At 36.9% G+C, this 24,509-nt stretch carries 20 protein-coding genes; 5 read left to right on the top strand and 15 right to left on the bottom strand.

Annotated features, from left to right (window positions below; translation table 11 throughout):
• Nucleotide 1: 1 nt before the first annotated feature.
• From G7051_RS05530 to G7051_RS05485, 10 genes are all read right to left on the bottom strand, one after another.
• Nucleotides 2-790 (bottom strand): 4Fe-4S dicluster domain-containing protein, encoded by a 789-nt coding sequence (locus tag G7051_RS05530; protein WP_166198965.1) that lies wholly within the window; start codon nucleotides 788-790, stop codon nucleotides 2-4.
• A complete protein-coding gene (locus tag G7051_RS05525; RefSeq protein WP_166198964.1) occupies nucleotides 783-1,262 on the bottom strand; it encodes a hydrogenase iron-sulfur subunit in 480 nt (159 codons plus the stop codon). The genes G7051_RS05530 and G7051_RS05525 overlap by 8 nt, the downstream gene beginning before the upstream one ends.
• Before the next feature lie 62 nt (nucleotides 1,263-1,324).
• Nucleotides 1,325-1,702 (bottom strand): GxxExxY protein, encoded by a 378-nt coding sequence (locus tag G7051_RS05520; RefSeq protein ID WP_166112202.1) that lies wholly within the window; start codon nucleotides 1,700-1,702, stop codon nucleotides 1,325-1,327.
• Between the two features lie 45 nt (nucleotides 1,703-1,747).
• Nucleotides 1,748-3,748, bottom strand: a complete 2,001-nt coding sequence (locus tag G7051_RS05515; RefSeq protein WP_166198963.1) for a CoB--CoM heterodisulfide reductase iron-sulfur subunit A family protein — start codon at nucleotides 3,746-3,748, stop codon at nucleotides 1,748-1,750.
• Between the two features lie 21 nt (nucleotides 3,749-3,769).
• Entirely contained in the window at nucleotides 3,770-4,615 is an 846-nt protein-coding gene (locus G7051_RS05510) for a CoB--CoM heterodisulfide reductase iron-sulfur subunit B family protein (protein ID WP_166198962.1), read from the bottom strand.
• An 87-nt stretch (nucleotides 4,616-4,702) separates the two neighbouring features.
• A complete protein-coding gene (locus G7051_RS05505) occupies nucleotides 4,703-5,242 on the bottom strand; it encodes a 4Fe-4S dicluster domain-containing protein (RefSeq protein ID WP_166112193.1) in 540 nt (179 codons plus the stop codon).
• Nucleotides 5,243-5,533: 291 nt separating this feature from the next.
• On the bottom strand, nucleotides 5,534-6,436 hold the full coding sequence (locus tag G7051_RS05500) for a DMT family transporter (protein ID WP_166112190.1): 903 nt from the start codon (nucleotides 6,434-6,436) through the stop codon (nucleotides 5,534-5,536).
• Between the two features lie 135 nt (nucleotides 6,437-6,571).
• A complete protein-coding gene (locus tag G7051_RS05495; protein WP_166198961.1) occupies nucleotides 6,572-8,851 on the bottom strand; it encodes a cation:proton antiporter in 2,280 nt (759 codons plus the stop codon).
• 141 nt (nucleotides 8,852-8,992) lie between these two features.
• Nucleotides 8,993-9,709, bottom strand: coding sequence for a LytTR family DNA-binding domain-containing protein (locus G7051_RS05490; RefSeq protein WP_166198960.1), 717 nt, complete (start codon nucleotides 9,707-9,709; stop codon nucleotides 8,993-8,995).
• The gene (locus tag G7051_RS05485; protein ID WP_166198959.1) at nucleotides 9,678-10,427 is read right to left on the bottom strand and encodes a histidine kinase; all 750 of its coding nucleotides are present in this window, start codon (nucleotides 10,425-10,427) and stop codon (nucleotides 9,678-9,680) included. Before G7051_RS05485 ends, G7051_RS05490 begins: the two co-directional genes overlap by 32 nt.
• 289 nt (nucleotides 10,428-10,716) lie before the next feature.
• On the opposite strand from G7051_RS05485, the gene G7051_RS05480 reads away from it, so the two are divergent.
• A complete protein-coding gene (locus G7051_RS05480; protein WP_166198958.1) occupies nucleotides 10,717-11,388 on the top strand; it encodes a DUF1349 domain-containing protein in 672 nt (223 codons plus the stop codon).
• 64 nt (nucleotides 11,389-11,452) lie between these two features.
• Here the strand turns inward: G7051_RS05480 and G7051_RS05475 are convergent, their stop codons facing one another.
• The 5 genes from G7051_RS05475 to G7051_RS05455 all read right to left on the bottom strand — a co-directional run bounded on the left by G7051_RS05475 (nucleotide 11,453) and on the right by G7051_RS05455 (nucleotide 17,018).
• On the bottom strand, nucleotides 11,453-12,163 hold the full coding sequence (locus G7051_RS05475) for a LytTR family DNA-binding domain-containing protein (protein ID WP_166198957.1): 711 nt from the start codon (nucleotides 12,161-12,163) through the stop codon (nucleotides 11,453-11,455).
• 81 nt (nucleotides 12,164-12,244) lie between these two features.
• The gene (locus G7051_RS05470) at nucleotides 12,245-13,360 is read right to left on the bottom strand and encodes a sensor histidine kinase (RefSeq protein ID WP_166198956.1); all 1,116 of its coding nucleotides are present in this window, start codon (nucleotides 13,358-13,360) and stop codon (nucleotides 12,245-12,247) included.
• A complete protein-coding gene (locus G7051_RS05465) occupies nucleotides 13,360-14,421 on the bottom strand; it encodes a sensor histidine kinase (RefSeq protein ID WP_166198955.1) in 1,062 nt (353 codons plus the stop codon). Before G7051_RS05465 ends, G7051_RS05470 begins: the two co-directional genes overlap by 1 nt.
• 49 nt (nucleotides 14,422-14,470) lie before the next feature.
• On the bottom strand, nucleotides 14,471-16,813 hold the full coding sequence (locus G7051_RS05460) for a TonB-dependent receptor (RefSeq protein ID WP_166198954.1): 2,343 nt from the start codon (nucleotides 16,811-16,813) through the stop codon (nucleotides 14,471-14,473).
• A gap of 22 nt (nucleotides 16,814-16,835) precedes the next feature.
• Nucleotides 16,836-17,018 carry a hypothetical protein gene (locus G7051_RS05455; RefSeq protein WP_166112165.1) on the bottom strand — a complete coding sequence of 61 codons (183 nt, stop codon included), beginning with the start codon at nucleotides 17,016-17,018 and terminating at the stop codon, nucleotides 16,836-16,838.
• A 150-nt stretch (nucleotides 17,019-17,168) separates the two neighbouring features.
• On the opposite strand from G7051_RS05455, the gene G7051_RS05450 reads away from it, so the two are divergent.
• The 4 genes from G7051_RS05450 (at nucleotide 17,169) to G7051_RS05435 (ending at nucleotide 24,430) form a co-directional block, all read left to right on the top strand.
• Nucleotides 17,169-17,690: an N-acetyltransferase gene (locus G7051_RS05450; RefSeq protein WP_166112163.1), complete on the top strand. Its 522-nt coding sequence runs from the start codon at nucleotides 17,169-17,171 to the stop codon at nucleotides 17,688-17,690.
• A 43-nt stretch (nucleotides 17,691-17,733) separates the two neighbouring features.
• Nucleotides 17,734-19,353 carry a DUF6377 domain-containing protein gene (locus G7051_RS05445; RefSeq protein ID WP_166198953.1) on the top strand — a complete coding sequence of 540 codons (1,620 nt, stop codon included), beginning with the start codon at nucleotides 17,734-17,736 and terminating at the stop codon, nucleotides 19,351-19,353.
• Nucleotides 19,354-19,640: 287 nt separating this feature from the next.
• On the top strand, nucleotides 19,641-22,616 hold the full coding sequence (locus tag G7051_RS05440) for a TonB-dependent receptor (RefSeq protein ID WP_255493328.1): 2,976 nt from the start codon (nucleotides 19,641-19,643) through the stop codon (nucleotides 22,614-22,616).
• 128 nt (nucleotides 22,617-22,744) lie between these two features.
• Entirely contained in the window at nucleotides 22,745-24,430 is a 1,686-nt protein-coding gene (locus G7051_RS05435; RefSeq protein ID WP_166198952.1) for a RagB/SusD family nutrient uptake outer membrane protein, read from the top strand.
• Nucleotides 24,431-24,509: the final 79 nt, after the last annotated feature.

Raw genomic sequence — 24,509 nt, 5'->3', positions numbered from 1 at the left:
TTTAGAGTATGAAAGATTCTGTATCCTCAGGTTTGAATGTAGACAATACATTGCCTTTGTCACTCGGATCTCCAAAATTGGCTTTTACCGTTTCCGACATTTTGTGTGTTAGCAAATGAATCGGTATAACAATAGGGCAAGCCGTACCGCACGAACCGCAATCGGAACAACGTCCTGCCATATGCATCACACGATTGATCTGCCATTCCATATTCCCCAGAGTACTCGTCCACGGTTGAATCCATTGAGGGCGATTCACTTCCACTATACATTTGGTGCAATAGCACATCGGGCAAGCTGCACGACAGGCATAGCATTTGAAACATTTGGATAATTCGTCCGACCAGAATGCCCAACGTTCGGCGGATGACATTTCGTCTAGTTGTTTTATCAATTCGTCATCTTCCGGTTTGGGAGGTGGTGGAGTATCTTTCAGGTACTGCTTTATTTCATCTAATGAATTAAGAGCTTGAATCTTTCCATCATTGGATGATCCAAATATTTTCAGATTCTCTTCTTTTAACTGGTTTTCGGCAAAGAGTTGAACGATACTTTTTAAGGCGTAATAAGATGCTGATATTCCGACTCTCTTTCCTTTAACCAAATCTTTTCGAGTTAGATAGACAGCCAGATTTCCGGTACATTTATCGTTGAATACCAGCTTTTGAGTATCTTCTGCATTCGTCACAAAAAGAGGTCTCGGGTTTCGGGTACCTTCCTCGTATCCGATAAATATATCAATCTCTCCTTTGTCGAACAGTTCTTTGGCTTTATTTCTCAATTCATCCATTGTTCACCTCCATTTCTTTCGCTAATTCTTCTTCGTTATTGGCTAAGAAATCAGCTGCTCTCTGATATTCAGTATAAGGACCTAGTTCACGGATAGAGGCAACTGTAGTATTTACAATGTCTGCCCATTTAGCACCTTCGGCAGCCGATACCCACGAAAACTGAATCCTGCGGATATCTACACCCATAAAGTCAAGCAGGCTTCTGAAAAGCATCCATCGACGGCGGGCATGAAAGTTTCCCGATGTATAATGGCAATCATTCGGATGGCATCCCGATATTATCACCCCATCCGAGCCATTGGCAAACGCTTTGAGTAGGAGCATAAAGTCAATACGCCCTGTACACGGAAATCGAACGATTTTTACATTCGAAGCATATTTTATACGGCTTGTACCCGTTAAGTCTGCTCCGGCATAGGTACACCAGTTGCAGACAAAGGCTAATATCTTAGGTTCAAATTCGTTATTCATAATTGTATTTTTTTACCGCAAAGAAATAAAGTTCGCAAGGTTTCTTTGAATGTTATTATCTCTTATAGTCCATTAGCTATTCTTTTTACTCCATCTTTAAACAGCAATGTATTAAAGTTGATAAGTAATCCTAGCTTACATTTACTAAGCTTTAGATAAGTTATTATCTGAGCTTTGTGTATATCCGTTAATTCTTTTACTGCTTTAATTTCAATGATTAATTTATCTTCTACTATCAGGTCAATTCTATACCCGGCTTCTAATATCACATCTTCATATATTAGAGGAAGTACCTTCTGTTTTTCGACTTTAATGCCTTGTTTACATAGTTCATAATATAAACATTCTTCATACGCACTTTCAAATAAACCAGCGCCTAATATTCTATGTATTTTTAAACCTGCTTCAAATACGATTTTAGATAGTTCGTTTTCTGTCATTTTTACATTGCGTTCTTTTTATTCTTTGCGGTTAATTTAATCTGCTTATGCCTCCAATACCGCCATTACTTCAGCATACATTTGCTCGTTAGAGAATCCTTGTATATCGATAGATTTAGATCGGCAGAAAGAAACACAAGTACCACAACCCTGACACAATCCGGGGTTTACCTGAGCAACGGTTTTTATAATCTCACCTGCACGGTTTTTTATTTCTTCCCGGTATATTGCCTGATAAGGGCAAGCAGTTTCGCATAAGAAACATCCTACACAAGTAGATGCTTCGTGCGAAGCAATGCGGTTTACTACTGCTACAATAGGTTCGCGGGTCAGTTCATTGTTGGAGAATAATCCGATTACTTTAGCTGCTGCTCCCGATGCCATTCCGACTGTTTCGGGAATATCTTTTGGAGCTTGGCAAGCACCACACAAGAAGATTCCTGCTGTGTTGGTTTCTACAGGCTTTAACTTCGGGTGAGCTTCTGCAAAGAACTTATATGGATCATAAGAAATGTGCATTTTTTGAGCCAATTCTTCTGCTCCGTGATTGGCTACACCTGCACTGGCAAGTACTACCATATCGGCTTCTATTTCAACCGGTTTTCCGCCTAAAAGAGTATCTACACCTTTTACAATCAGTTTTCCGTCTTTTTCATATACACGAGCGACACGACCACGAATATAGTTTACTCCGTCGTCTTCGATTGCCCTGCGGACAAATTCTTCGTAATTTTTACCTGCTGCTCGAATGTCCATATAGAATACATACGATTCGCCATCGTGTACTTTGTGTTGATACAGCATGGCGTGTTTGGCAGTGTACATGCAACATATCTTGGAACAATAAGGCAATCCTTTAGCCGGATCACGTGAGCCTGCACAGGCAATGAATACGATCTTTTTAGGTTCGGTTCCATCCGAAGGTCTGCGGATTGCTCCCAAAGTAGGACCTGATGCAGATGCCAAACGCTCAAATTGTAATCCTGTAATAACGTCTTTGAATTTACCGTAACCATATTCGGGGAAGAAATCAGGCTTTAAAACGTTGAAGCCTGTGGCTGTAACCACAGCACCGATATCTTCGGTTATAAATTCATCGGGTCTGTCAAAATCAATTGCTCCTGTAGGGCATACTTTCTGACAAACCTTACATTTTCCTTTTGTATAATAAGTACAGTTTGTTTTATCAATAACAGGTTTATTAGGTACAGCTTGTGGAAATGGCGTATAAATAGCTGTCCGTAATCCGAGTCCTTCGTTAAATTCACTAGGTATTTTCTTTGTCGGGCATTTTGAGTAGCAAACACCACAACCTGTACAAAGTTTTGGATCGACACTTTTAGCTTTTAAACGAATAGTTGCTTTGAAGTTACCGATAAAACCTTCCAGCTTTTCCAATTCAGCATAAGTATATAGTGTTATATTAGGATGTTGTGCTACTTCTACCATTCGGGGTGTAAGAATACACTGCGAACAGTCGAGAGTAGGAAATGTTTCCGATAGTTGAGACATATGCCCTCCAATGGAAGGGTCTTTCTCAATTAATATAACTTGGTGTCCTGCATTGGCAATATCAAGACTCGATTGAATACCTGCTATACCTCCACCTATAACAAGTGCTTTTTTATGGATAGGTACTTTTATCGAGTTGAGAGGTTTGTTCAGTTTTGTTTTTTCAACAAGCATTCTTACCAGATCAATCGCTTTTTCGGTAGTCTGATCACCTTTTTCGTGTACCCATGAACAATGCTCACGCAGGTTGGTCATTTCACACATATAAGGATTCAAACCAGCTTCAGCACAAGCTTTCCGAAAAGTAGGTTCGTGCATACGGGGAGAGCATGCTGCAACTACAACTCCTGTGAGACCTTTTTCTTTAATGGCCTCTTTTATCATTGTTTGTCCGGGATCCGAACACATATATTTATAGTCGACACTAACTTCTACCCCTGTTATTTTAGAAGCTTCTTCGGCTACTTTTTCACAATCAACAGTGGCACTTATATTTTCTCCGCAGTGGCAAACAAATACTCCTATCTTTGACATAATTTCTTCTGTTTAGGTCGTTTATGCAAACGTTGGTGCTACAAATAGTTTCTGAAGTCCGACTTCCTCTTTAGTTAATCCTACTGCTAATCCGATAGCCTGAGTGATATACATAACCGGAGTTTGGATATTCATTTGCAGATAACTATTGATTTGAGGGCGACGCATATCCAGATTAGACTGGCACATGGGGCATGCTACAATTATCGCTTCTGCTCCTCTGTCCGAAGCATCTTTTACAATTTTACCTGAGAGTTTGGCTACAATGTCTGTGCGTGAAACGGAAAATCCTGCACCACAACATTCAGTCTTATATCCCCAATCTATAGAATCTGCACCAATCTTTCTCATCAGTGTATCCATTGATTGTGGATCTTCCAAACGGTCGAATTTCAATATATTTTGAGGGCGGACAAGCAGGCAACCATAATAGCATACCACTTTATGATCGAATGGCTTAACTACCTTTTCTTCTATTTTATTGGCAATATATTTGTCAATAAATTGCATTACATTGAGGATTTGAAGATTTCCCGAAAGAGGCATTTGCAAAATCCCGGAAACTTTATCTTTTAATTCTTCGTCTTGATTCAGTTCATGTTGAGTAACTGTCAGTCGGTTATAGCAAGCCGCACAAGGCACAACTATTTCGGTCATACCGTCTTTTTCAGCCAGAGCAAGTACCCGTGCCGGAAGTGCCATTGCTAATTCGTGATTTAGATTGTGGGCAGCGGTTGCTCCACAACAATTCCAGTCGGTAATCTCCTTTAGGTTGATATCGAAAGCCTTAGCCAGAGCTAATGTCGATTGGGCGTACTCTGAAGAAGTCCCTTTCAGAGAGCATCCCGGGTAGAATCCTATTTCCATAGTTTTTAGTTGATCAAGCCTGGCTTACGAATCACTGAAAGCAGGCGTTTTTAGTTAATCACTGACCTTTTGACGGTCTGAGGCCTGTTATTTCTTCGTTTTAGAAAAAATAGACGCCATCTGTTTTTTGTCTTCTACCATTTCGGGTAGGATAGGAAGTTTTCCTTTCGAAAACATTTTAGGAGCGATGTTTACATCCTGTAATAGATTCATGGTGCGAGCCTTATAGCCGGCAACAAGACCTATTTCATATAATCGTCCGGTAAATTTTACCGAGTCAAGAAATGCTTTATGGAAAGAAACTATTTGGCTTGATTTTTTATTTATGGATTTATTTTCAATAGATTTTTCTCTCATATAATCCATCAGCTGAGGAATATCTATTTCCATAGGGCAGCGAGTCAGACAATTTTGACAAGATACACAAAGCCATATAGTTTCGGATTTAAGCAAACTGTTATAATTGGCGACATCGTTTGTTTGCAGCATTCTCATTACTAAACTGGGTGGATAATCCATGTCATCAGCCAAAGCACAACCTGCAGAGCATTTGCCGCATTGATAGCATCGGTTGACATTTACGCCAACTTTTGATCGTATTTCAGATATATAACTTTCTTTTTCCATATAATAGTACAGTTTAGGTCTCTTTGTTTAAATCTAGTTTGTGTAATTTTACAATGTTCGATTATCATAAAATGTGTATTTTGATATCCCGACATTGCAAATTACGTAAAAATAAATTTAATAAATGAATCATAGAAAGTATTTATTTTATGTTTTAGGGCATAATTAACGGTATATATATACTTTAATGATTAGGATGAATTAGGTTATTTTATTGTTTGTTAGGGGATTATATGGGGTGTTCTGTCTGAGGAACAGTCAGATTAAAAAGAATATAAAAAAGAAAATGGTTTATGCAGTCTTTCTTCTAAAGTTGAATCCTTTTTCGGCAATATATACTCCAAAGAGTATAAATGCAGAGCCAATAAGTGCAATAGTGGTTATCTGTTCGTTAATAACGATTGCAGAAGTTAATAATGTGACCAGAGGCACAAAATAGATATAGTTTGATGTCTGTATAACGCCTAATTCTTTAACCGCACTATTCCACATGATGTAGCATAGCAGAGATGCGACTACCCCCAGAAATAATAAATTGACTATTGTTACAGGATCGGTTAATAAATCGGTATGAAAAACATCGGAACTCAATAACATAAATGGCACCAACGTAATTATCCCATAGAAAAATACCTTGCGGGTGATAAACAGTGTTGAATAATGTCCGTTGAGTTTTTTAAGTATTATACCATAAAATGCCCACGATAAGGCAGCCAATATGGTTAGGATATCACCTAGCGGGTTAATCTGTAAAATAAAGCTTCCGTTGAAAACAACCAAAGCAACACCTAATAGTGCTATTATGGAGCCAAAGATGAGATGCGATTTTATATGCTCCTTTCGATAAATAAAATGCGATAAAAATGCAGTGAATATAGGTGCTGTACAAATGATCAGAGATACATTCGATGCAAGGGTAATCTTTAGTGCTGTGTTTTCGAGTACGAAATACAAAGAGCCGGCGCATAATCCTGTCCCTACAAATAAAAGTTCGTCCTTGACGTTTTTAGCCAGAAGTTTACGTGGGCATACAAACCAAATACATACATAAGCCAACAGGAAACGATAAAATAAAATTTCGATAGGAGACAGCCCGTAGCCAATGAGTACTTTGGTCGAAACAAAGGTAGTACCCCATATAACGACCGTTAAGATGGTGATTATATGATACCAATATGCCTTGGGTTTTTGCATGATGAGCTTTGTGAATTTCTATATGCAAAAATAAGATGTATTATTGAATATAGGCATATAAAAGTCCGTTTATCTAAAGAAAATACCCACTCCGAAGATTATTTTCGGAATGGGTACAAATATATTGGAGCTGATTTATGAGATCTTATCCGGTGTGCAGATAAGTACAGAAGGCACTTTTTCTAGCCAGTCTTTTTGCAATTGAAATAACTTATCGAAGTTTTCGAGACTGATAATAATTAAATCCTGTTGATGAAGGAATTCTTCATTTATATATTCCTTGCTTATCGATCTGATATGATTGGGAGCATTATGCTCTATCAGTCTGATTTTTTCTTTGATGATCTGGTTCTTCGCTTTATCAGCCTGATCCAATACCGATACTTGCGAACCAATATTATGTATTAGTTTCTGAGCATAGAAAATTAAAAATTCATCGTTCTCGGAGAATAGAGGTATAAAGATATTCTCAAATTTTTGAAGGTCTTTATCAATTAGAATACCTACGGGAATTTTTGCTTTGGCTAATATCACTCGAGTATTGTTATCGATGAGTGAATTCTCGATCAACTTCTCTTTCCCGGTCATTGTATTAATCAATTTTTCAGGATTAATAATTTGAGTAGTGAAACCAAGAACTCTTCCTAAAACGCTTCCATCGAATATCGATTCTTCGAGGTTCATAAGTAAGAGGTCGTATTCTCCTCTGTTGGCAACATCCGTCACATCCGCTCCTATATCGTTTGAAATTTTGAATAGAGATATTATTTTCCGATTTAATGAGTGAGCCTCAGCAATGACAGGAGCAAAGTTCTCTTTTTCATAAATATCGGCATCAATATGATGTAATCCTGTCGGAACGGTCAGGTGTATTGCTGTGATCGAAGTATTATCATCTACCTTTTTAGATAAAGCATTAGCCAACCGAACCAGTGCTGTTCCTTTTTTGGGATTACGGAAAAAGAGCAGAAGTTTGTAACGTGCTAAATCATACATCTTTTCGTTGACAGCTTCTTCGTCTTTTTTGAATAGTCTATTTATAAGATTCAATATAGGACCTGTCATAAAGGTGGTTACCAGTGCCATAATAACCATCATGGCAAATATTTCGGCATTTAGTACTCCCAGATCATAACCTATATTCAAGACCACGAGTTCCATCAATCCACGGGTATTCATCAAAGTACCGATGGTGAGGCTGTCTTTCCAGTTTTGTCCTACAAATTTGGCAGCTAATGCGCTTCCTATAAATTTACCCGATACAGCAACTAAAATAATTAGTCCCGTAATTCTCCAAAGTGAAGGATCGTTCAATAAACCGATTTCTGTTCTCAGACCACTTATAACGAAGAATAGCGGCAGGAATAAAACTAAAGCAATATCTTCAATCTTTTCAACAAACAGATTTCTGAAACGCATATTGTCAGGCATAATGGTTCCTGCCATAAATGCTCCGAAAAGTGCATGTATACCTATGGTTTCGGTAATAAAAGAGGATATAAGCAATACCAGAAAGAACAAGGCTACAAGAGTTTTGCTTAAATGTTTTTCTGTTTGAGATAGTTCGCCTATTCTTTTTAGGAAAGGACGTACCAGCTTTATCATAAAGATTACATATCCGATTGCTAAGGCGATTGTATACAATGAGCTGACAAAAGATCCGGCTTTAACGATAGCGATTACAACAGCTAATATACACCAGGCTGTAATATCGTCGGCAGCGGCACAGGTAATTACTATTGCTCCCAATTTGGTCTTATGGATTCCTCTTTCCTGAATAATACGAGCCAAAACAGGAAATGCGGTTATGCTCATCGAAATACCTATAAATAAGGCGAAAGAGGCGAACTCCACATGGTCGGGTGCATGGCTGGCATATATGAAATAAGCCAAGCCCAATCCGGCCGCAAAGGGAACTATTATACTTGCATGACTTATAACTACTGCTTCGTGTGCCTTGTTACGGAGTACCTTCAAATTTAGCTCCATGCCAATGACAAACATAAAGAGGATTAACCCTATTTGGCTTAATATTTGAAGATTACCTAATGACTGCGGAGGAAATAAAAAGGCTGAAACATCGGGGAAGGATAAACCTAATAAAGATGGTCCGAGTACAATCCCTGCAAGTATTTCACCGATAACCATCGGTTGACCCATTTTTTTGAATACCCATCCAAAGGCACGGGCTACAATGATTATTGTTATGATCTGTAGTAATAATAATCCGATAGAATGATTGAGGTTACCTAAAAGACTGTCGCCAAATTCTTGTAAAGCATTTTTTTCAGAAGAGTTAACTATAATCCCTCTTCCGTCTTCGAGGTGTTTTCCAACACATAAAATCCAATACATAAGGGCAGAGAAGCCTCCTATGATGAGAATGTAAAAGAGTGAGTTTTTAAATTTTTTCATGCTCCGGATAATTTCTGTATGATGACGTTATGATGTAAAATTATTAATATTAATAGATCGAAAAGTATCCAACGAAACGAAATCAGGCAGAAATGTAATGAGTGGGTAAAATATTGAAATGAAACACAAAATAGTGAGATTTTATGGGTTGATTTTCTTCATGAACTCTGTGCGGTAGGTGTCTGTTAGAAAGAAGCGAACCGGAGTTCCGGCTTGCAGAATGGTCGAAATTATTTCATCGTGAGAGAAATATTGAATAATCTTCAGTGCGATTATTTCCTTTTTATTAATCCTGCAATACATATCGTTAGGCAGCAGACTTAATAACTTCTCGAATGAGATATTCTTAAGGATAAGATTCTTTCCGTCATTTAAGTAGACTATTTTATCTCTGCTATCGGAATCTGCAATAGTGATGTAATTTATTTGATCGAAGAATAACAATACTTTTCCTTTCTCGCTATTAAACTGTACGAAATTTTTCTTCTGATGATCTTTTTCTACCCTTTGAATAGCTTTGTCAATTGCCTGTTTAAGCCTATCTCTCTGAATCGGTTTCCTTACATAGTCAACAGCATTCAGATCGAAAGCTTCTGCTGCATATTCTTTGTAAGCTGTTACAAAAATAATCGCCTTATCGTTGAGTATATTGGCAATTTGGAGTCCGTTTATTTCTCCCATCTCGATATCGAGTATGCAGGCGTCAAATTCCAGTGAATGAATTTCATCCAGAAATAGTTTTGGATTATTAAAGGCCTTGATTACTTCTACCTCAGGTATTTGTTCACATAACATTTTCAGATAGGTGAGACCCGGTAATTCGTCGTCAAGAATTAAACATCTTAGTTTTGTATTCATTCAAATCAATTTTTAAACGGGCAATAAATGCATCATCATCAATAAGCCTTTCCAATTCGAAACAACCTTTATAAAGTATGTTTAAACGTTGCTCGAAACTGATTGCACCGATTCCTCCTTTTTCTTTTTTAAGGCTCATTTTAGGTGATATTTTATTCGAAACAATAAGACTGAAAACATTGTCTTTAAACTCGAATACAATAGATATATAGGCATCGGGACTTTGAAGATCGGCATGTTTAAAGGCATTCTCTATAAGGTCAATGGATATTAAAGGTGCTAAAATCTTTTGAGAATATAGAGAGGAGGTTTCGTCTATTTTAGTCTTTACTGTCAGCTCAAACAAAGGGCTTAGCTTTATTTTATTGACTTCAATTAAGTCTTTTGCAAACTCAATCTCTTCTTTAGGTGTGACAAATTTATTCTTACTTTCATATAAAATGTAATCAAGTATATTCGCTAACTTATCCAATGCAAAATAAGTTTGATAAGCATGCGATTGTACCGAGTTCAATATGTTTTTGAAAAGATGTGGATTAAGTACAGTCTCTATTGTATCCAGATGTATGCTGTCTGCACCGTTACGCATAACCTGAATGCGACCTTCAAATTCTTTTTTCTTTTTTTCAGAATCTTTCAACCGAATATATAAGTATATTATTACAGAAACAAGTCCAAGAATCAGGATAATGAGAAAAGAAACAGAACTTATATACATTTCAATTTTTTTTGATTCAAGTAGAGTTATTAGACACTATAAAAATATAGCTTTTATCTCAAAGTACTCTAACAAAACCGATAATGATTAAGAAACAATCTATATTGTTTTTTGTTTGATAGATCTTTAGGGTTATACCTGTTTTGATAGGATTCAGAACTAATAATATTATATTTTCGTATGGATAAAGTTATATTTAGTTGAATTTAGTATATCTTTAATTGCTTATATATCTTTCAGTTTAGCAGCCTAGTGTGTTTTATATATAACCTTTAATAAATTATATACAATGAAAAAGATACTGATATTATGTGTGTTTGTTGGTTTCTGTATTCAGTACGGTTTCTCACAGTCGAATCACCAAAAAGTAGAGTTAAGTTCTATTCCGAAAAACATTAGTTGGGTTAATACACCTCTAAATTGGAATGTATCGGGCAACACGCTTTCGATAAATGCTGGAAGAGGCTCTCGATTATTTATAGATCCTCAGAGATTATCACAAGCTAATAGTGCCCCGATGGCTTTATTCAAACCCGATGAAACATTTCTCTTTAGTTGTAAAGTTTCGGGAAACTTCAGGTCGGTTTTTGATGCCGCAGTGCTTATGGTTTATGGCAATAACAATCAGTGGGCAAAGTTGTGTCTCGAATATTCTCCTCAATATAAGCCGATGGTTGTTTCGGTAGTAACCAATCAGTTTTCGGACGATAGCAATCACGAGACAATTTCTAGAGAAGAAGTATATTTAAGAATTGCCGGACTTGGTAATGGGGCTTATGCGTTTCATTATTCTTTGGATGGAAGATACTGGAATATGGTTCGTTATTTCTACCTTAATCCTAATAATGATCTGAAAATAGGTTTCCTGTCTCAGTCTCCTAAAGGAGAGTCGTTCAATGGAGTGTTCACCGATATACAATATACAGCAAGAAAATTGAATAATATCAGAAATGGGGAATAGGTTCCAAATATAACAAGATACAAAATCCCCCAATTAGTGTTGAGGGTTTTGTATCTTGAATATGTTATCCTTTTTTAGATACAAACTCCTCAAAGAATAAATCTCTGTAGAAACTACCTATTGCAATCTCATACTTTTGAATGAAAATATCATTATTATCAAACGAATCGATATGCGAGGTATTTACTATATAGGATCTGTTTATCCGAAGAAATGTGTTTTTAGGAAGCAATTCATGCATTGTTTTCAGATTCATTCGGGTAATGATGCGCTGTTCCGCCAACTGGATGATAACATAATCCTTCAAACCTTCAATAAAAAGAATGTCTTTTAGGTTTACTTTAAAATATCGGCGATCTGATTTTACGAATATATATTCATCTTCAACGTTTCCGACATTTTTGTTTTCTTCCGATAGTAAAAGCGAATGATACGAGATAGCCTTGTCTACCGCTTTTTTCAGTCGATCGGCTTCTATCGGTTTTACCAGATAATCAATAGCCTCAACTTCATAACTATCCAAAGCATATTCAGAATAAGCAGTGGTGAAAATAATCAGCGTATTTTTGGGTATGTTTCGGGCAAATTCTATTCCGTTTATACCCGGCATCTGGATATCGAGAAAAACCAAATCGACCGAATTTCCCATCATAAACATAGAGGCGGCTTCAGCACTGTTAAAACTACCGAGTAATTCCAGTTCCGAAATCTGATCTACTATCTTCTTTATACCCTTTCGAGCTATCGGCTCATCATCAACAATAATACATCTCATAATAAGTAATGTTAAATAGTTATGCGGTATCTGTCGCTACTGTCTCTGTTATTTTATCCTTGTCAAAGTAATAAAAAGGTCTTAGACCTTAAATTGTAAATTGACCGTATAGGTTGTTTCTGTTTCGTTTAATTCTAAGGAATAATTATTCCCGTATAAAAGATCTAAGCGCCTCTTTATATTTGCCAAACCTAGTCCTCCTACTTTTCGCTCAGTCGGATTTGCAGGCTTTGAGTTTTCACATCTAAATGTCAATTGATTATTTCGTGATTCAAAATAGAGATGTACATAAGACAAATTGTTATTATCAGGATTGTGCTTAATTGCATTTTCAAGAAAAGGAATAAACAATAATGGTGGTACTTGTATATTACTCAAGTCTCCATCGTTCTGGACAGTATATTCGAAATGATCGCGACGGGTTTTTTCCAGATCCAGAAAACTGGTCAGAAATAATATGTCTTCTTCCAGATCGACTCTGTCTCTCATGCTGTCATTTATTTGATAACGCAGCATTCCATCGAGTTTTGTCAGAATTTGAGAAGCTGTTTCGGGGTCTTCATCCACCATAATATTGGCGTTATTCAGCATATTGAAAAGAAAATGAGGATTTATCTGGCTCTTTAGAAAGTTCAGTTCCGATTGCAATGTTGCCGATTGCAGATCGCTGATCCGCTTATTGTTAATAGTCCAATACCTAAAGAGCATAAACGTAGATACTCCCGCAATAAGAAGTGCAGTTCCGAATATGGAGGAGGTGATGCCAATTAAAACGGCAACGATCGATCCCGACTTATCATTTTCGGCCAGATGTGCATTAGGCTTAACTTGGTTTTCGATAATATGTTCCCTCGAAATACCGGGCACATCATACAGAAATTCCTGCATCAATACAATCGCTATTAGTGAGAATGTGACTAATCCTATCGCCGACAGAACGTATTGGGTGAATTTATTTTTAATTAAAAGCTTGGGTACCAGTATATAGATGTTGAAGTATATCATTACCAGAGTAGTTGCAAGATATGCAACAGCTATAAAGATACGGTTGTCGGTTAAAATGATTTTATCAGGTACATCCCACAGTACATTCATGGCAATAGATATCGATACTAGTAATAACAACAGATGCCTGTATATTCTGAACTGTGGCTTTAATAGAAAATTATTGAGATTATCCTCTATCTTTTTTATCATTATTTCTGAGTATTTAATTCTAATATTATAGTTCCATTCGAAATTGAAAGCTTATAATTGCTTTTGTAGAGTAGGTTGAGCCGTTGTTTAATACCCGAAAGTTCAGAATCTTCTATCCCGATTTCCCTATTGTTGAGGTTACATGTGAAAATAACAGTATCGCCATCCGCTTTAAAGTGTAGGTTTATAAAAGGCTCTTTATCCTGTATTTGTAACTCATTTATTGCATTCTGGACAAAAGGAGTAAACAGCAGAGGTGAAACAAATATTCGATGTACATCACCTTCGGTAGATATAGAATAATCTAGTCTGTCGAAATACAACCTCTCTAAAGCTAGGAAATTGGTCAGGAAATTGATTTCGGAATTCAGTAAAACTTTATCCCTGCTACAATCGTACAGTTGATACCTTAATAAGTGGCTTAGTTGTAAAAGCATATTTGATGCTAACTGCTGATCTGTTTTGGCTAATTCACTCGCTCTGTTTAATATGTTGAACAGGAATTGAGGGTTTATCTGGTCTTTTAACTGTTCGACTTCCGATTGTATCTGTTCATTTTGGAGTTGATTTACTTTCAGTTCATTCTCCATCCAATACTTCAATAAAATAATCATCGAACCTCCTGCAATACATAACATGTTGATGGTGAAGTTGGATATACCATCAAGTAATGTTACATAATTGAAATACGTACTACGTACATGAGGTATACCTAATATTGTATATGCTGTATACTCCTGAACATTGAGTGCTATAACAAGTAGTAAGACCAATCCCGATAATATACTGCCGTATGCAAGATATCTTTTTTGTAAAAGCAATCGGGGTACAAGTACATAAAGATTTAAGTAGATGATGATGATATATACAACAGTAGTAATTAGAGCTAATACATATATTTTAGAGCCTAATATTTCTAGATTTGGCTGATAAGTAATATATGTCTGATTAAAAGATATAATAAGCAAAACGAAGAATATCAACAATATATGCCTCATTATCCTATATTTAGAACTGGTGAGAAATCGGTATAGAAACGTTGTTTTTATTGATTCTTGCATATAGAGTTGATTTTTATCTTCGAAATTAATCTTTTATTTTTATTCGCACTTAGAATTCCAACTTATAACTGATGTTAGGTATTGACGTTGCTTGTCGGTAAGGCTCAATCTCTCCCGATCTTATATTATATTGATGTCCGTAATACTCCTTAAATCCTGTTGTATTGAGAGATTTGACAGCGAACTCATGCGATACCTTTTTCTTATTCATTCTAAAGCTAACAGTCGCGTTGGTTACGAACATAGGCGAAAATTGTTGAGAATAAGCCTTGTTCTCATTGTATTGAGTTTCTTTATCAGGATGATTTAATGTTGCTTCAACATCAACCGGTGAATATCGTTCGCCTCCTTGTATGGTGAATTTTAGATTGGCTCCCAGCGTGTTTTGCCGATTACGTCCCATAGTCCACTCCTTACCTATAAGTACATTAAACGCAAAGTTACGGTTAAATTTAGTGTTGTGCCAAACGCCATCTCCTCCCTGATATTTAGAGTCGAATATCGATCCCGTTACCATATAATACAGTCCTTTATCCAGATACCTCTCCAAAGTGATGTCAACACCATAATTGCGTCCTTTTCCTTTATTTACAAGAGCATCCTCTACATAAAACGTGTTACGGTTAAGTACCGAGAAAGAGCTGTCTGCTATTACAGGAACATCGTATAGATATTGAAAATAGGGTTCAATCCTCAGGTTCACATTGTCTGATATGGCATAATTGTAGGTAAGCATAATGTGATGAGCTTTTGTAAAATCAAGATCCTTATTTACCGGTTTATTATTCGATCCGGCAGTTTTTACATAAAATACGTCCATCTTTTCCATCCGGCTATGAAGACCATATGCTAATGCAAGTGAGGTTTTACTGCTGCTTTGCCATTTTACTCCTACGCGAGGTTCTATCGTAAAGTGATTATTCAAAGTAAGCAGTTGACCGTTTACACCCAGATTTAAAGTAACCTTATCACTAACGCTTATTGAAGAACTTGTATATCCCGATATCAGATTGGTATTACCATCACCCTGAGAAATTGTTTCGAGCGGTTTTCCTACATAGGGAGCCATAGCAAGATCCATATTATAATGCATTCTGGTGAATGTAAAACCTGTTTTACTAGTATGTTTAGAACTGAATTTACGATTGAAAGAAGTTGAAAATATAAGGTTGGTATATTGATTCTTCAAATTTAAAAACGGAGTCGAATTCCCTTTAGTATCATACACATCTTCATCAGCATCGTTACTAGAATAGGTTGTTGCCAATGTAGTCTTTAGCAAAGCATTATTGCTGAATAGATAACGGTGGGTTACACCGGCAGCCATCATATATTGTTTAGCTCTCGAATCTTTATTGTCATCAATAAACTCCCATTTATCGGGGTTTTTCTCGAAATCAGTTGAGAATTTATCTATCAGACCAGTTCCCCAAACAGCAAATGTACCTGCTTTTTTTGTTGGAAAATTCACTTTGAAATTCAAGTCCTGATAATCTAAATTACCACCCAAATTTAATAAGCTGGTTGTCGAATAACGGTAGTTGAATATATAAGACGAATTATGTTTTTTGCTTATAGGACCTTCCGAAGCTGCATCTATACCTAATATTCCAACCTGAAATGTATTTTCTCTTTTTTGGTTATTACCGTTTCGCAATTTCATGTCGAATACACCCGATACCGCATTACCATATTCGGCGGGAAAAGCCCCTGTGAAGAAATCAGAGTTTCCCAATACATTACTGCTTAATGAAGATAATATTCCCCCGCCCAATGTCGAGATATCAGCAAAGTGATTTGGATTGGGAATTTCTACATCTTCGAGCTTCCATTGCAATAAATGTGGAGCATTACCATGTATCGATATACCATTGTTAGAAACACTTGAAACCACTCCGGCAAAAGAACTCACTAAACGAGCCGGATCATCCATACCCCCTGCAAATCGGCTGGCTTCCTCTACACTAAGCATACGGGCACCGGTTGTAGCCATATTGTTAAGCGGTGCATTCTTATTTGTTTGTGCGATAACTACCACCTCTCCGAGTTCATTTGTATTTTCAATCAATGGTATTTCTAAATACACTTCTTTAGCTGAAGTTACCAGTATTTCTTTAAAAATATTCGCTTCGTATCCCACTGATGTTGCCTGAAGATTATGTCTGCCTAGAGGCACATTTTTTAGCACAAATATCCCGTTGTCATCCGTAGTTGCTCCAATCTCAGGCATATCGAGAAGCCCGATAGAAACATAAGATAAAGGAGCAGATGAGTTTCTGTCGATAACTATTCCCCGGATGGTTTGCGTCAATTGATTTGTCGCTTTTTGTGCTGATATACCCGTTGAGGTTAATAGTAACCATATAACGATTAGTGTTGTTTTGCAATACATACTATTTATAATTTTAAGGTTTTTATTTGCTATTTTTGTTTTTGGTGCAATTTGTCATACTATATGTTTTATAGAATGCTTTGCTTATACAGTAGAATAATCTGTCGCTTAAGACTTCTTCGAAAGCATCCAGTACTTTTCTGGCATCATCTTGTTTAATTCCTGATTTCTCTGAAACCCTTAGAGTTACTTCTGTCTTATTCATTTTATTTTTATTTTTTATGATTATGATACGAAAGTAGTATTTGATTAAGAGCAATATTTTTAGAATATACAGAGGGCTATTTTTTGTAGACAGAACGAAGTTTCTTGTATACATAGAGTATATTTGTTTTTCTTTATTGAAATTTGCCCAATGTTTATTGAAAAAGGAACTATATATGATATTGATGAGCTGGAAGTTCTCTATGATGATCTGAATGATTATTTGGAAGCAGGCATCAATTATCCGGGTTGGATTAAGGGTATCTATCCGGTCAGAGAAACTGCTGTTGCGGGAATTAAGGCTGAGAATCTATTTGTGCTGAGAGTGGATGGGGTTATTGCCGGAAGCGTTATCTTAAATCATGAGCCCGAAAGGGCATATGATGAAGTTGTTTGGGGGATAAAGGACGATTATAAAGATATTATTGTAATACATACACTGGTTGTTAATCCGAAGTTTATGCAGAGACAAGTTGCCTGTGAATTAATGCAGTTTGCTCAGGAATATGCTGTTGAACAGAAAATAAAGTCAATACGACTCGATGTTTCCGTACATAATATACCCGCTATAGCTTTGTATGAGAAACTGGGATATAAATATATCGGAACTGTTGATCTGGGACTGAATTATGACCATCTGAAGTGGTTTAAGTTATATGAAAAGTTATTATAATTGAAAAGGCTATAAATAGGTCAAACACTTTAAACTACTATAGATGAAAAAGAAGATCCTGCTTTTATTTTTTCTCTTTTTGAATATATCGGTATTTGCTGCAAACGAAATAGACTCTTTGTTGAAAGTATTGGATGTTACGATAAAGCAACGTCCTTTTTATGAACAAAAAAGAGAGTTTCGGATAGATAGTTTAAAGCTGGAGTTGAATAAAATAGCAGACCTTGATCAACGTTTTAATTTTTATCACAAACTACTTCGCGAGTATCGCAATTATAATATGGACTCAGCACTATGGATAGCTAATGAAAGGCTTGATATTGCGGAGAAGCTCCACCGCGAAGACTATATCAATACGGCCAATATGAATATAGCGGAGATTCTCGGTGTAATGGGTATGTACAAAGAATCTTTGGATATTATAGATCAGGTAGATGGTCATAAGTTGGATGAAAAGCAAAAAGCATATTATTTTCATCTCTATCATTCCATATATACGCTAATGTCTGAAAACTCTTTTGCTCAGAAAGAGCAGAAGCAATACGAAAGTAGGCTAAGCCAATATAAAGATTCCTTATTGTCGGTTAATGACCCGGCCTCGCTGGGATATCAACTTGTAATGAACGGAAAGCTTGTCGAAAAAGGAAAATACGAAGAGGCACTTGCTCTTATGCTTGAATGTTATGCCAAATATGGCAATGATCAGTCGCTGGTTGGAACTATAGCATACGGATTATCGGAGGTATACCGGAAAATGGGAGATCATGAACAAGAGAAAAAGTACCTGATAATATCAGCAATTGCAGATCAGCAAAAAGCGGTGAAAGGTTATATCGCTTTACGCAAACTAGCCATATTATTGTACAAAGAAGGTGATCTTGATAGAGCATATACGTATATTAAATGCTCGATGGAAGATGCTATTTTCTGTAGAGCCCGTTTCCGAACACTTGAGATTTCGCAAACCTTACCCATTATTGTTGCAGCTTACGACCAGAAAGTGAAGCAGGAGAAAGAAAAACTGGAGAAGTATTTATTCTTGATATCAATTCTTGCTGTTGTTTTAGTAATCAGTGTAATATGCATATATAAACAACTGAAAAAGCTTTCTCTGGCTCGAAAAGCAATCAATACAATGTATGAGGATGTAAAGCGGATGAACGGAGATCTGAACGATTTAAATAAAAAGCTCTCCGAATCTAATTTGGTAAAAGAAGAATATATTGGCTCTGTTTTTAATCTCTGTTCAACTTATATCGACAAAATGGAGGCCTATAGAATAGATATAAACCGAAAGTTAAAATCGGGACAAATAGCAGAGGCAGCTAAAATAACCAGTTCAACCTCTCTGGTTTCTGACGAGCTAAAAGAATTCTTTCGTAATTTCGATGCAATATTCTTAAACATATACCCCAATTTTGTAGAAGAATTCAATGCCCTTCTGATTGAAAATGAAAAAATTGTTCCTAAGACCGGCGATATTCTCACGCCCGAACTTCGCGTCTTTGCATTAGTACGTCTCGGTATAACCGATAGCAGTAAGATTGCGAGTTTCTTGCATTATTCACCTCAGACCGTATATAATTATCGACTCAAAGTGCATAATAAATTAATCGTTTCTAAAGACGAATTTGCTGTTGCTATTCAGCAAATAGGTAAATAATGACAAATAATTGTATACTTATACCTCAAACTTAATCTACTCTGTTTGAATTTTAACACTGCCTCAATCGCTTATTTTATAGGCGATTGAGGTAGTGTGTATTTGTTTTTCATCTACTTATACGATCTACTATGCGATACAATGCAACTAGATCAGTAATAGATTTGTATTTGTTAACCCACCAACCTTAAAAACAAGATTCTTTCTGAAAAGAAGAAATTTTCAGTTCAATAATAGGAGGGAGATTATTAAGGAAAACAAATAACCAGAAATCTATCAATCTAACCATGATGAAAGAAAAGTTAATTTTAAAAAACAGAAAAGGAGCCAGGGAGATACTCTTACTATTATTAGTAGGTCTATTTTCGTTCACGAGTCTGTCAGCCCAAAATTCAGGAACAATACAAGTTTCAGGAGTTGTAACAGATAGCAAATCCGGAGAAACAGTTATTGGAGCAAGCGTAAAAGTTAAGTCTGGTTCTACAGGAACGGTGACCGATTACGATGGAAAATTCCAATTGTCTGCATCAGCTAATGCTATCTTAGTTGTTTCATTCCTAGGATATAAAACAAAAGAAGTACCTGTTGCCAATAAAACTAACTTGTCTATAAATTTAGATGAAGACTCCGAATTGTTGAGCGAAGTAGTAGTTATCGGTTACGGGCAAGTGAGAAAAGGTGATGCTACCGGAGCATTAACATCAGTAAAGCCCGATGAACTGAACAAAGGACTTCAAATTACAGCTCAAGATGCCTTGATAGGACGTGTGGCTGGTGTAAATATAGTACCCGGTGATGGCGCTCCAGGTAGTGGTGGAACCATACGCATTCGTATGGGAGCATCCTTGTCGGCAGATAACGATCCTTTAATTGTGATCGATGGTGTACCTGTAAATAATACGTCGATCAGTTTTATTAACCCGAATGATATAGAAACATTTACTGTACTTAAGGATGCCTCTGCTACTGCCATCTATGGGTCGCGTGCCTCCAATGGAGTAATCATTATTACGACTAAAAAAGGAAGTCTGGGGGGAAGCTCTAAACCGCAGGTAAATTACAGTGCCAATTTTACGGTAAGCAAAATACCGGATTATTATGATGTTTTATCGGCTGATGAATACCGTGAAATATATACGAACGGAACTATTAATGTACCCGAGACCAGTTTTAAGCTCGGAGCAGCTTCGACCGATTGGCAAAAAGAAATCTACAGAACAGCCTTTGGTAATGAGCATAACCTTTCGGTAACAGGTACTGCAAAACAAATACCGTACAGGGTATCAGTCGGATATTTAAGTCAAGACGGTGTACTAAAGTCAAATAATTACAAGCGTTTTAACGGAGGATTTGGTTTATCACCTAAATTCTTTGATAAACATCTTTCTGTTGATATAAACGTAAAGGGAAGTATCGAGCGAAGCCACCCGGTATCGACAGGGGCTATTGGGAGTGCTATTTCTTTCGATCCTACCCGCCCTGTCCATCAAAGCTATCCCGGAGATGTAGGACTTGGGTATTATGTTTGGATGGATGATTCCGGAAAGCCCAGAAGCCTGGCTGCCACTAATCCTGTGGCCGAACTAGAACTTACTAAAAAGCTGCATACTATAAATCGTACATTAGGTAACCTAGCGGTTGATTATAAAATTCATGGCTTTGAAGACCTTCATTTGAATATGAATCTTGGTTATGATATACGTCGTAACAAGCAAGAAGAAACAACTCCCGATTTAGCTCCTTTAATGTATGTTTCGAATAGAAGTGACGGTAGGGGACAATTCCATTCGGAGGACAATAAAAACACTAACTATATAATTTCTACCTATGCCAACTATATCAAAGATTTAGGATCTAAGCACAATATTAACGCAATGGCGGGTTACGAATGGCAACGTTTTTGGTACAGTACCAACCCCAGAAACCTCGTAAAAGATGTAGTTGACACTTCGATACCTGATGAAGACCTTTTATATCTCTTATCGTTCTTTGGTCGTTTCAACTATTCGTTCGATCAAAAGCTATTGGTGACAGCCACATTGCGTGCCGACGCATCTTCTCGCTTTTCACCTGATAATCGTTGGGGATATTTTCCATCTGTGGCACTGGGTTATCGTTTGACTGAGGAAAAATTCATTCGCGATATCAAACCTTTATCCGATCTGAAAGTTCGATTAAGTTACGGGCAAACGGGGCAGCAGGATATCGGTGGATACCATCCTTATTTACCACTCTATACGATATCATCTGATGCAGCCAGATATCCATTTGGAGATGAGTGGTTGTATATGTACCGACCAAACGGATATGATCCGAATATAAAATGGGAAACAACCAGTACTTATAATGCCGGGCTTGATTACGGATTTCTTAATAACCGAATTTATGGTAGTATAGATGTTTATAAACGATATACCAAAAATCTGTTGAACGATATTTATGTTCCTGCAGGAAGTAATTTTACAAACAAACTCGAAACAAATATCGGCGACATGGAAGGGCAGGGATTCGAATTTGCAGTAAGTGCTATACCTGTAAAAACGAAAGACTGGGAGTGGACTATCAGTGGAAACTTCACTTATGGAAAATCAAAGATTACCAAGTTGAATACGATTGATACAGAAACCAGTTATGTGAAAACCGGAAGTGTAAGCAGAAACGATCTTCAGATTCATAAAGTAGGTGAAACTCCAAATACATTCTTTTTGCTTAAACAAGCATACGATGAGAATGGAAAACCGTTGGAAGGGAAATATATAGCAAAAGACGGTTCGATTACTACTATTCAAAGTGATGATAACAAGTATGTAACAGGCAGGAGTTCAAGAACACCTTATTACTATGGATTATCTACTCACTTGACATATAAGAAATGGGATTTCGGGATAAACGGGCACGGTAGCTTTGGTAATTACGTCTTCAACTATCAACAAGCCAAGCAATCTTTAGCGAGCGTTTATAGCGAAGGAATGTCCGGTAATATATCACGGGTAGCATTGGAAAGAGGTTTCGCTAAAGAACAATACTTCTCTGATTATTTCCTCGAAAGCGGTGCATTCTTTAAGTTCGATAATATAACACTGGGGTATACCTTTCCTAAATTATGGAATACATCAAGCTCTTTGCGTATGGCATTCAGTGCACAGAATATAGCTATAATAACCAACTATTCGGGAGCAGACCCTGAGATATACAATGGTATTGATAATAATACATACCAACGTCCCAGAACTTATACCCTGTCACTGAATCTAAACTTTTAAAACCTTAAACCTACTTTATATTTTGATGTAGGGGGAGCCTATATGTTCGCCGATATAGAAAGACATATAGGTCCATCCCTGCAAAACAAGTCATTAATTATTTTATTTAATAATCGGAGGAATCATTTATGAAAATACAATCAATAAAATATATATGGGCAGCAGTTCTTTTAGGAATGCTATTCACGTCCTGTCTTGGTGATCTCGATACAGAACCACTTAACGATAAGAAGCTTATAAATACCAATGTGTATACAACAGCAGACGGTTATCGCGGAGTACTAGCCAAATGCTACGGCTCGTTAATGCTAAACGGTCAGGATGGACCTGATAAAGATGGTGATGTTGGAGGTATGGATACCGGATATAGCGGATATACACGATCATTATTCTATTTACAAGAGTGTTCAACAGACGAAATTGTACTTCATTCGGGAAGTTCACAAGGAAGCTGGGATCTTTTGTTTATGAATTGGAATCAATCAACAAAGATTATCAGTTATTCATACTATCGTTTGTATATGACTATTAATTATTGCAATGAATTTCTACGTGAATCGACTGACAATAATCTTAAATATAGAGGATTATACGATGAACTAAAGGATGAGATGCCTTACTATCGAACCGAAGCACGTTTTATTCGTGCATATTGCTACAGCATGATTTGTGATCTGTATGGATCTGCCCCCTTTGTAGATGAAACGATGGCAATAGGTACTATTCCCAATCAGGTTACCCGTGAAAATATCTATAACTATGTTGTTGCAGAAACAGAAGCTCTAGCTACAGAGATGAAACCGGCTGGTACGAATCAGTACGGACGTGTAGATCAGGTTGCAGCATGGTTCCTATTATCCCGTGTATACCTGAATGCCGAAGCATGGTTAGGAAAGAACGAGTACGAAAAAGCATATCAATATTCAAAAAAGATAATTGATAGCAATACTTATCCCTTGGCTTCCGACTATCGTCATATTTTCCTTGCGGACAACAATACATGTAAAGAAATTATATGGAATCTGCCACAAGACGGTGTTAATACAATAAATAGTGCAGGTACAAATTTTATCCTTAAAGCCCTGAGCAATGGAGATATGAATGTCTACATAGGACTTTCGAATTCGTGGGGAAACGCTCGTGTGAAAACACAATTGGTCGACAAGTTTAGTCCGGCTGATCAAACCTTTAATATCAATGATCCTTGGGGAGACAATAAAAAAGATAAACGGGCTCAGTTCTATACTCCTAAACATACGAAGGAGACATGGATTGTTGGAAGTAATTTTCAAGCAACTAAATTCGAAAACGGCTATGCTTGTCTAAAATGGCGTAATATGACCAAAGATAGAAAAACGCTGGCAGATGGAGGTACAACTTACAGTTCGATTGATTACCCTGTGTTCCGTACAGCAGATGCTTACTTGATGGCCGCCGAAGCTATACTTAGAGGAGCAAGTGGTAGTCGCACGCAGGCATTGGGATATGTGAACGAAATTAGAGACAGGGCTTACCTGTCAGGTGCTTATGGTAATGGAGCTTCAGGAAGAATAGACGACAGTCAATTGACGCTCGACTTTATCTTGGATGAACGTGCACGCGAATTGCACACTGAACTAGTAAGACGTACCGACCTTATTCGCTTTGGCAAGTTTACCAAGGGCTATAATTGGGACTGGAAAGGAAGCGATGGAACAGTAGGCAACTATATCGGTAAAGACGTTAACGATAAGTACAACCTGTTTCCTATCCCTCAGGATGAGTTTACGGTTAATCCTTATCTTACTCAAAATCCCGATTACATAAATAAATAAGTTAGCAGAACTATTTATTGCTTTGGTAAGCAAAACAGCGGCAGGTTGTTTGCTTTTAAAATGTATCATTAAATATTTT

This window comes from Dysgonomonas sp. HDW5B, from assembly GCF_011299335.1.
In the GTDB taxonomy this organism is placed as follows: domain Bacteria; phylum Bacteroidota; class Bacteroidia; order Bacteroidales; family Dysgonomonadaceae; genus Dysgonomonas_A.
Note: the sequence above shows the minus strand (reverse complement) of the source record. Positions and strands in the feature narration are given on the sequence as shown.

Excerpts from the sequence above, each read along its gene's own strand:
- G7051_RS05455 (WP_166112165.1), bottom strand. The coding sequence starts at position 17,018 with ATGAATAAGACAGAAGTAACTCTAAGGGTTTCAGAGAAATCAGGAATT.
- G7051_RS05520 (WP_166112202.1), bottom strand. The coding sequence starts at position 1,702 with ATGACAGAAAACGAACTATCTAAAATCGTATTTGAAGCAGGTTTAAAA.
- G7051_RS05475 (WP_166198957.1), bottom strand. The coding sequence starts at position 12,163 with ATGAGATGTATTATTGTTGATGATGAGCCGATAGCTCGAAAGGGTATA.
- G7051_RS05460 (WP_166198954.1), bottom strand. The coding sequence starts at position 16,813 with ATGTATTGCAAAACAACACTAATCGTTATATGGTTACTATTAACCTCA.
- G7051_RS05435 (WP_166198952.1), top strand. The coding sequence starts at position 22,745 with ATGAAAATACAATCAATAAAATATATATGGGCAGCAGTTCTTTTAGGA.
- G7051_RS05470 (WP_166198956.1), bottom strand. The coding sequence starts at position 13,360 with ATGATAAAAAAGATAGAGGATAATCTCAATAATTTTCTATTAAAGCCA.
- G7051_RS05440 (WP_255493328.1), top strand. The coding sequence starts at position 19,641 with ATGATGAAAGAAAAGTTAATTTTAAAAAACAGAAAAGGAGCCAGGGAG.
- G7051_RS05505 (WP_166112193.1), bottom strand. The coding sequence starts at position 5,242 with ATGGAAAAAGAAAGTTATATATCTGAAATACGATCAAAAGTTGGCGTA.
- G7051_RS05465 (WP_166198955.1), bottom strand. The coding sequence starts at position 14,421 with ATGCAAGAATCAATAAAAACAACGTTTCTATACCGATTTCTCACCAGT.
- G7051_RS05450 (WP_166112163.1), top strand. The coding sequence starts at position 17,169 with ATGTTTATTGAAAAAGGAACTATATATGATATTGATGAGCTGGAAGTT.
- G7051_RS05515 (WP_166198963.1), bottom strand. The coding sequence starts at position 3,748 with ATGTCAAAGATAGGAGTATTTGTTTGCCACTGCGGAGAAAATATAAGT.
- G7051_RS05510 (WP_166198962.1), bottom strand. The coding sequence starts at position 4,615 with ATGGAAATAGGATTCTACCCGGGATGCTCTCTGAAAGGGACTTCTTCA.
- G7051_RS05530 (WP_166198965.1), bottom strand. The coding sequence starts at position 790 with ATGGATGAATTGAGAAATAAAGCCAAAGAACTGTTCGACAAAGGAGAG.
- G7051_RS05490 (WP_166198960.1), bottom strand. The coding sequence starts at position 9,709 with ATGAATACAAAACTAAGATGTTTAATTCTTGACGACGAATTACCGGGT.
- G7051_RS05495 (WP_166198961.1), bottom strand. The coding sequence starts at position 8,851 with ATGAAAAAATTTAAAAACTCACTCTTTTACATTCTCATCATAGGAGGC.
- G7051_RS05480 (WP_166198958.1), top strand. The coding sequence starts at position 10,717 with ATGAAAAAGATACTGATATTATGTGTGTTTGTTGGTTTCTGTATTCAG.
- G7051_RS05500 (WP_166112190.1), bottom strand. The coding sequence starts at position 6,436 with ATGCAAAAACCCAAGGCATATTGGTATCATATAATCACCATCTTAACG.
- G7051_RS05485 (WP_166198959.1), bottom strand. The coding sequence starts at position 10,427 with ATGTATATAAGTTCTGTTTCTTTTCTCATTATCCTGATTCTTGGACTT.
- G7051_RS05445 (WP_166198953.1), top strand. The coding sequence starts at position 17,734 with ATGAAAAAGAAGATCCTGCTTTTATTTTTTCTCTTTTTGAATATATCG.
- G7051_RS05525 (WP_166198964.1), bottom strand. The coding sequence starts at position 1,262 with ATGAATAACGAATTTGAACCTAAGATATTAGCCTTTGTCTGCAACTGG.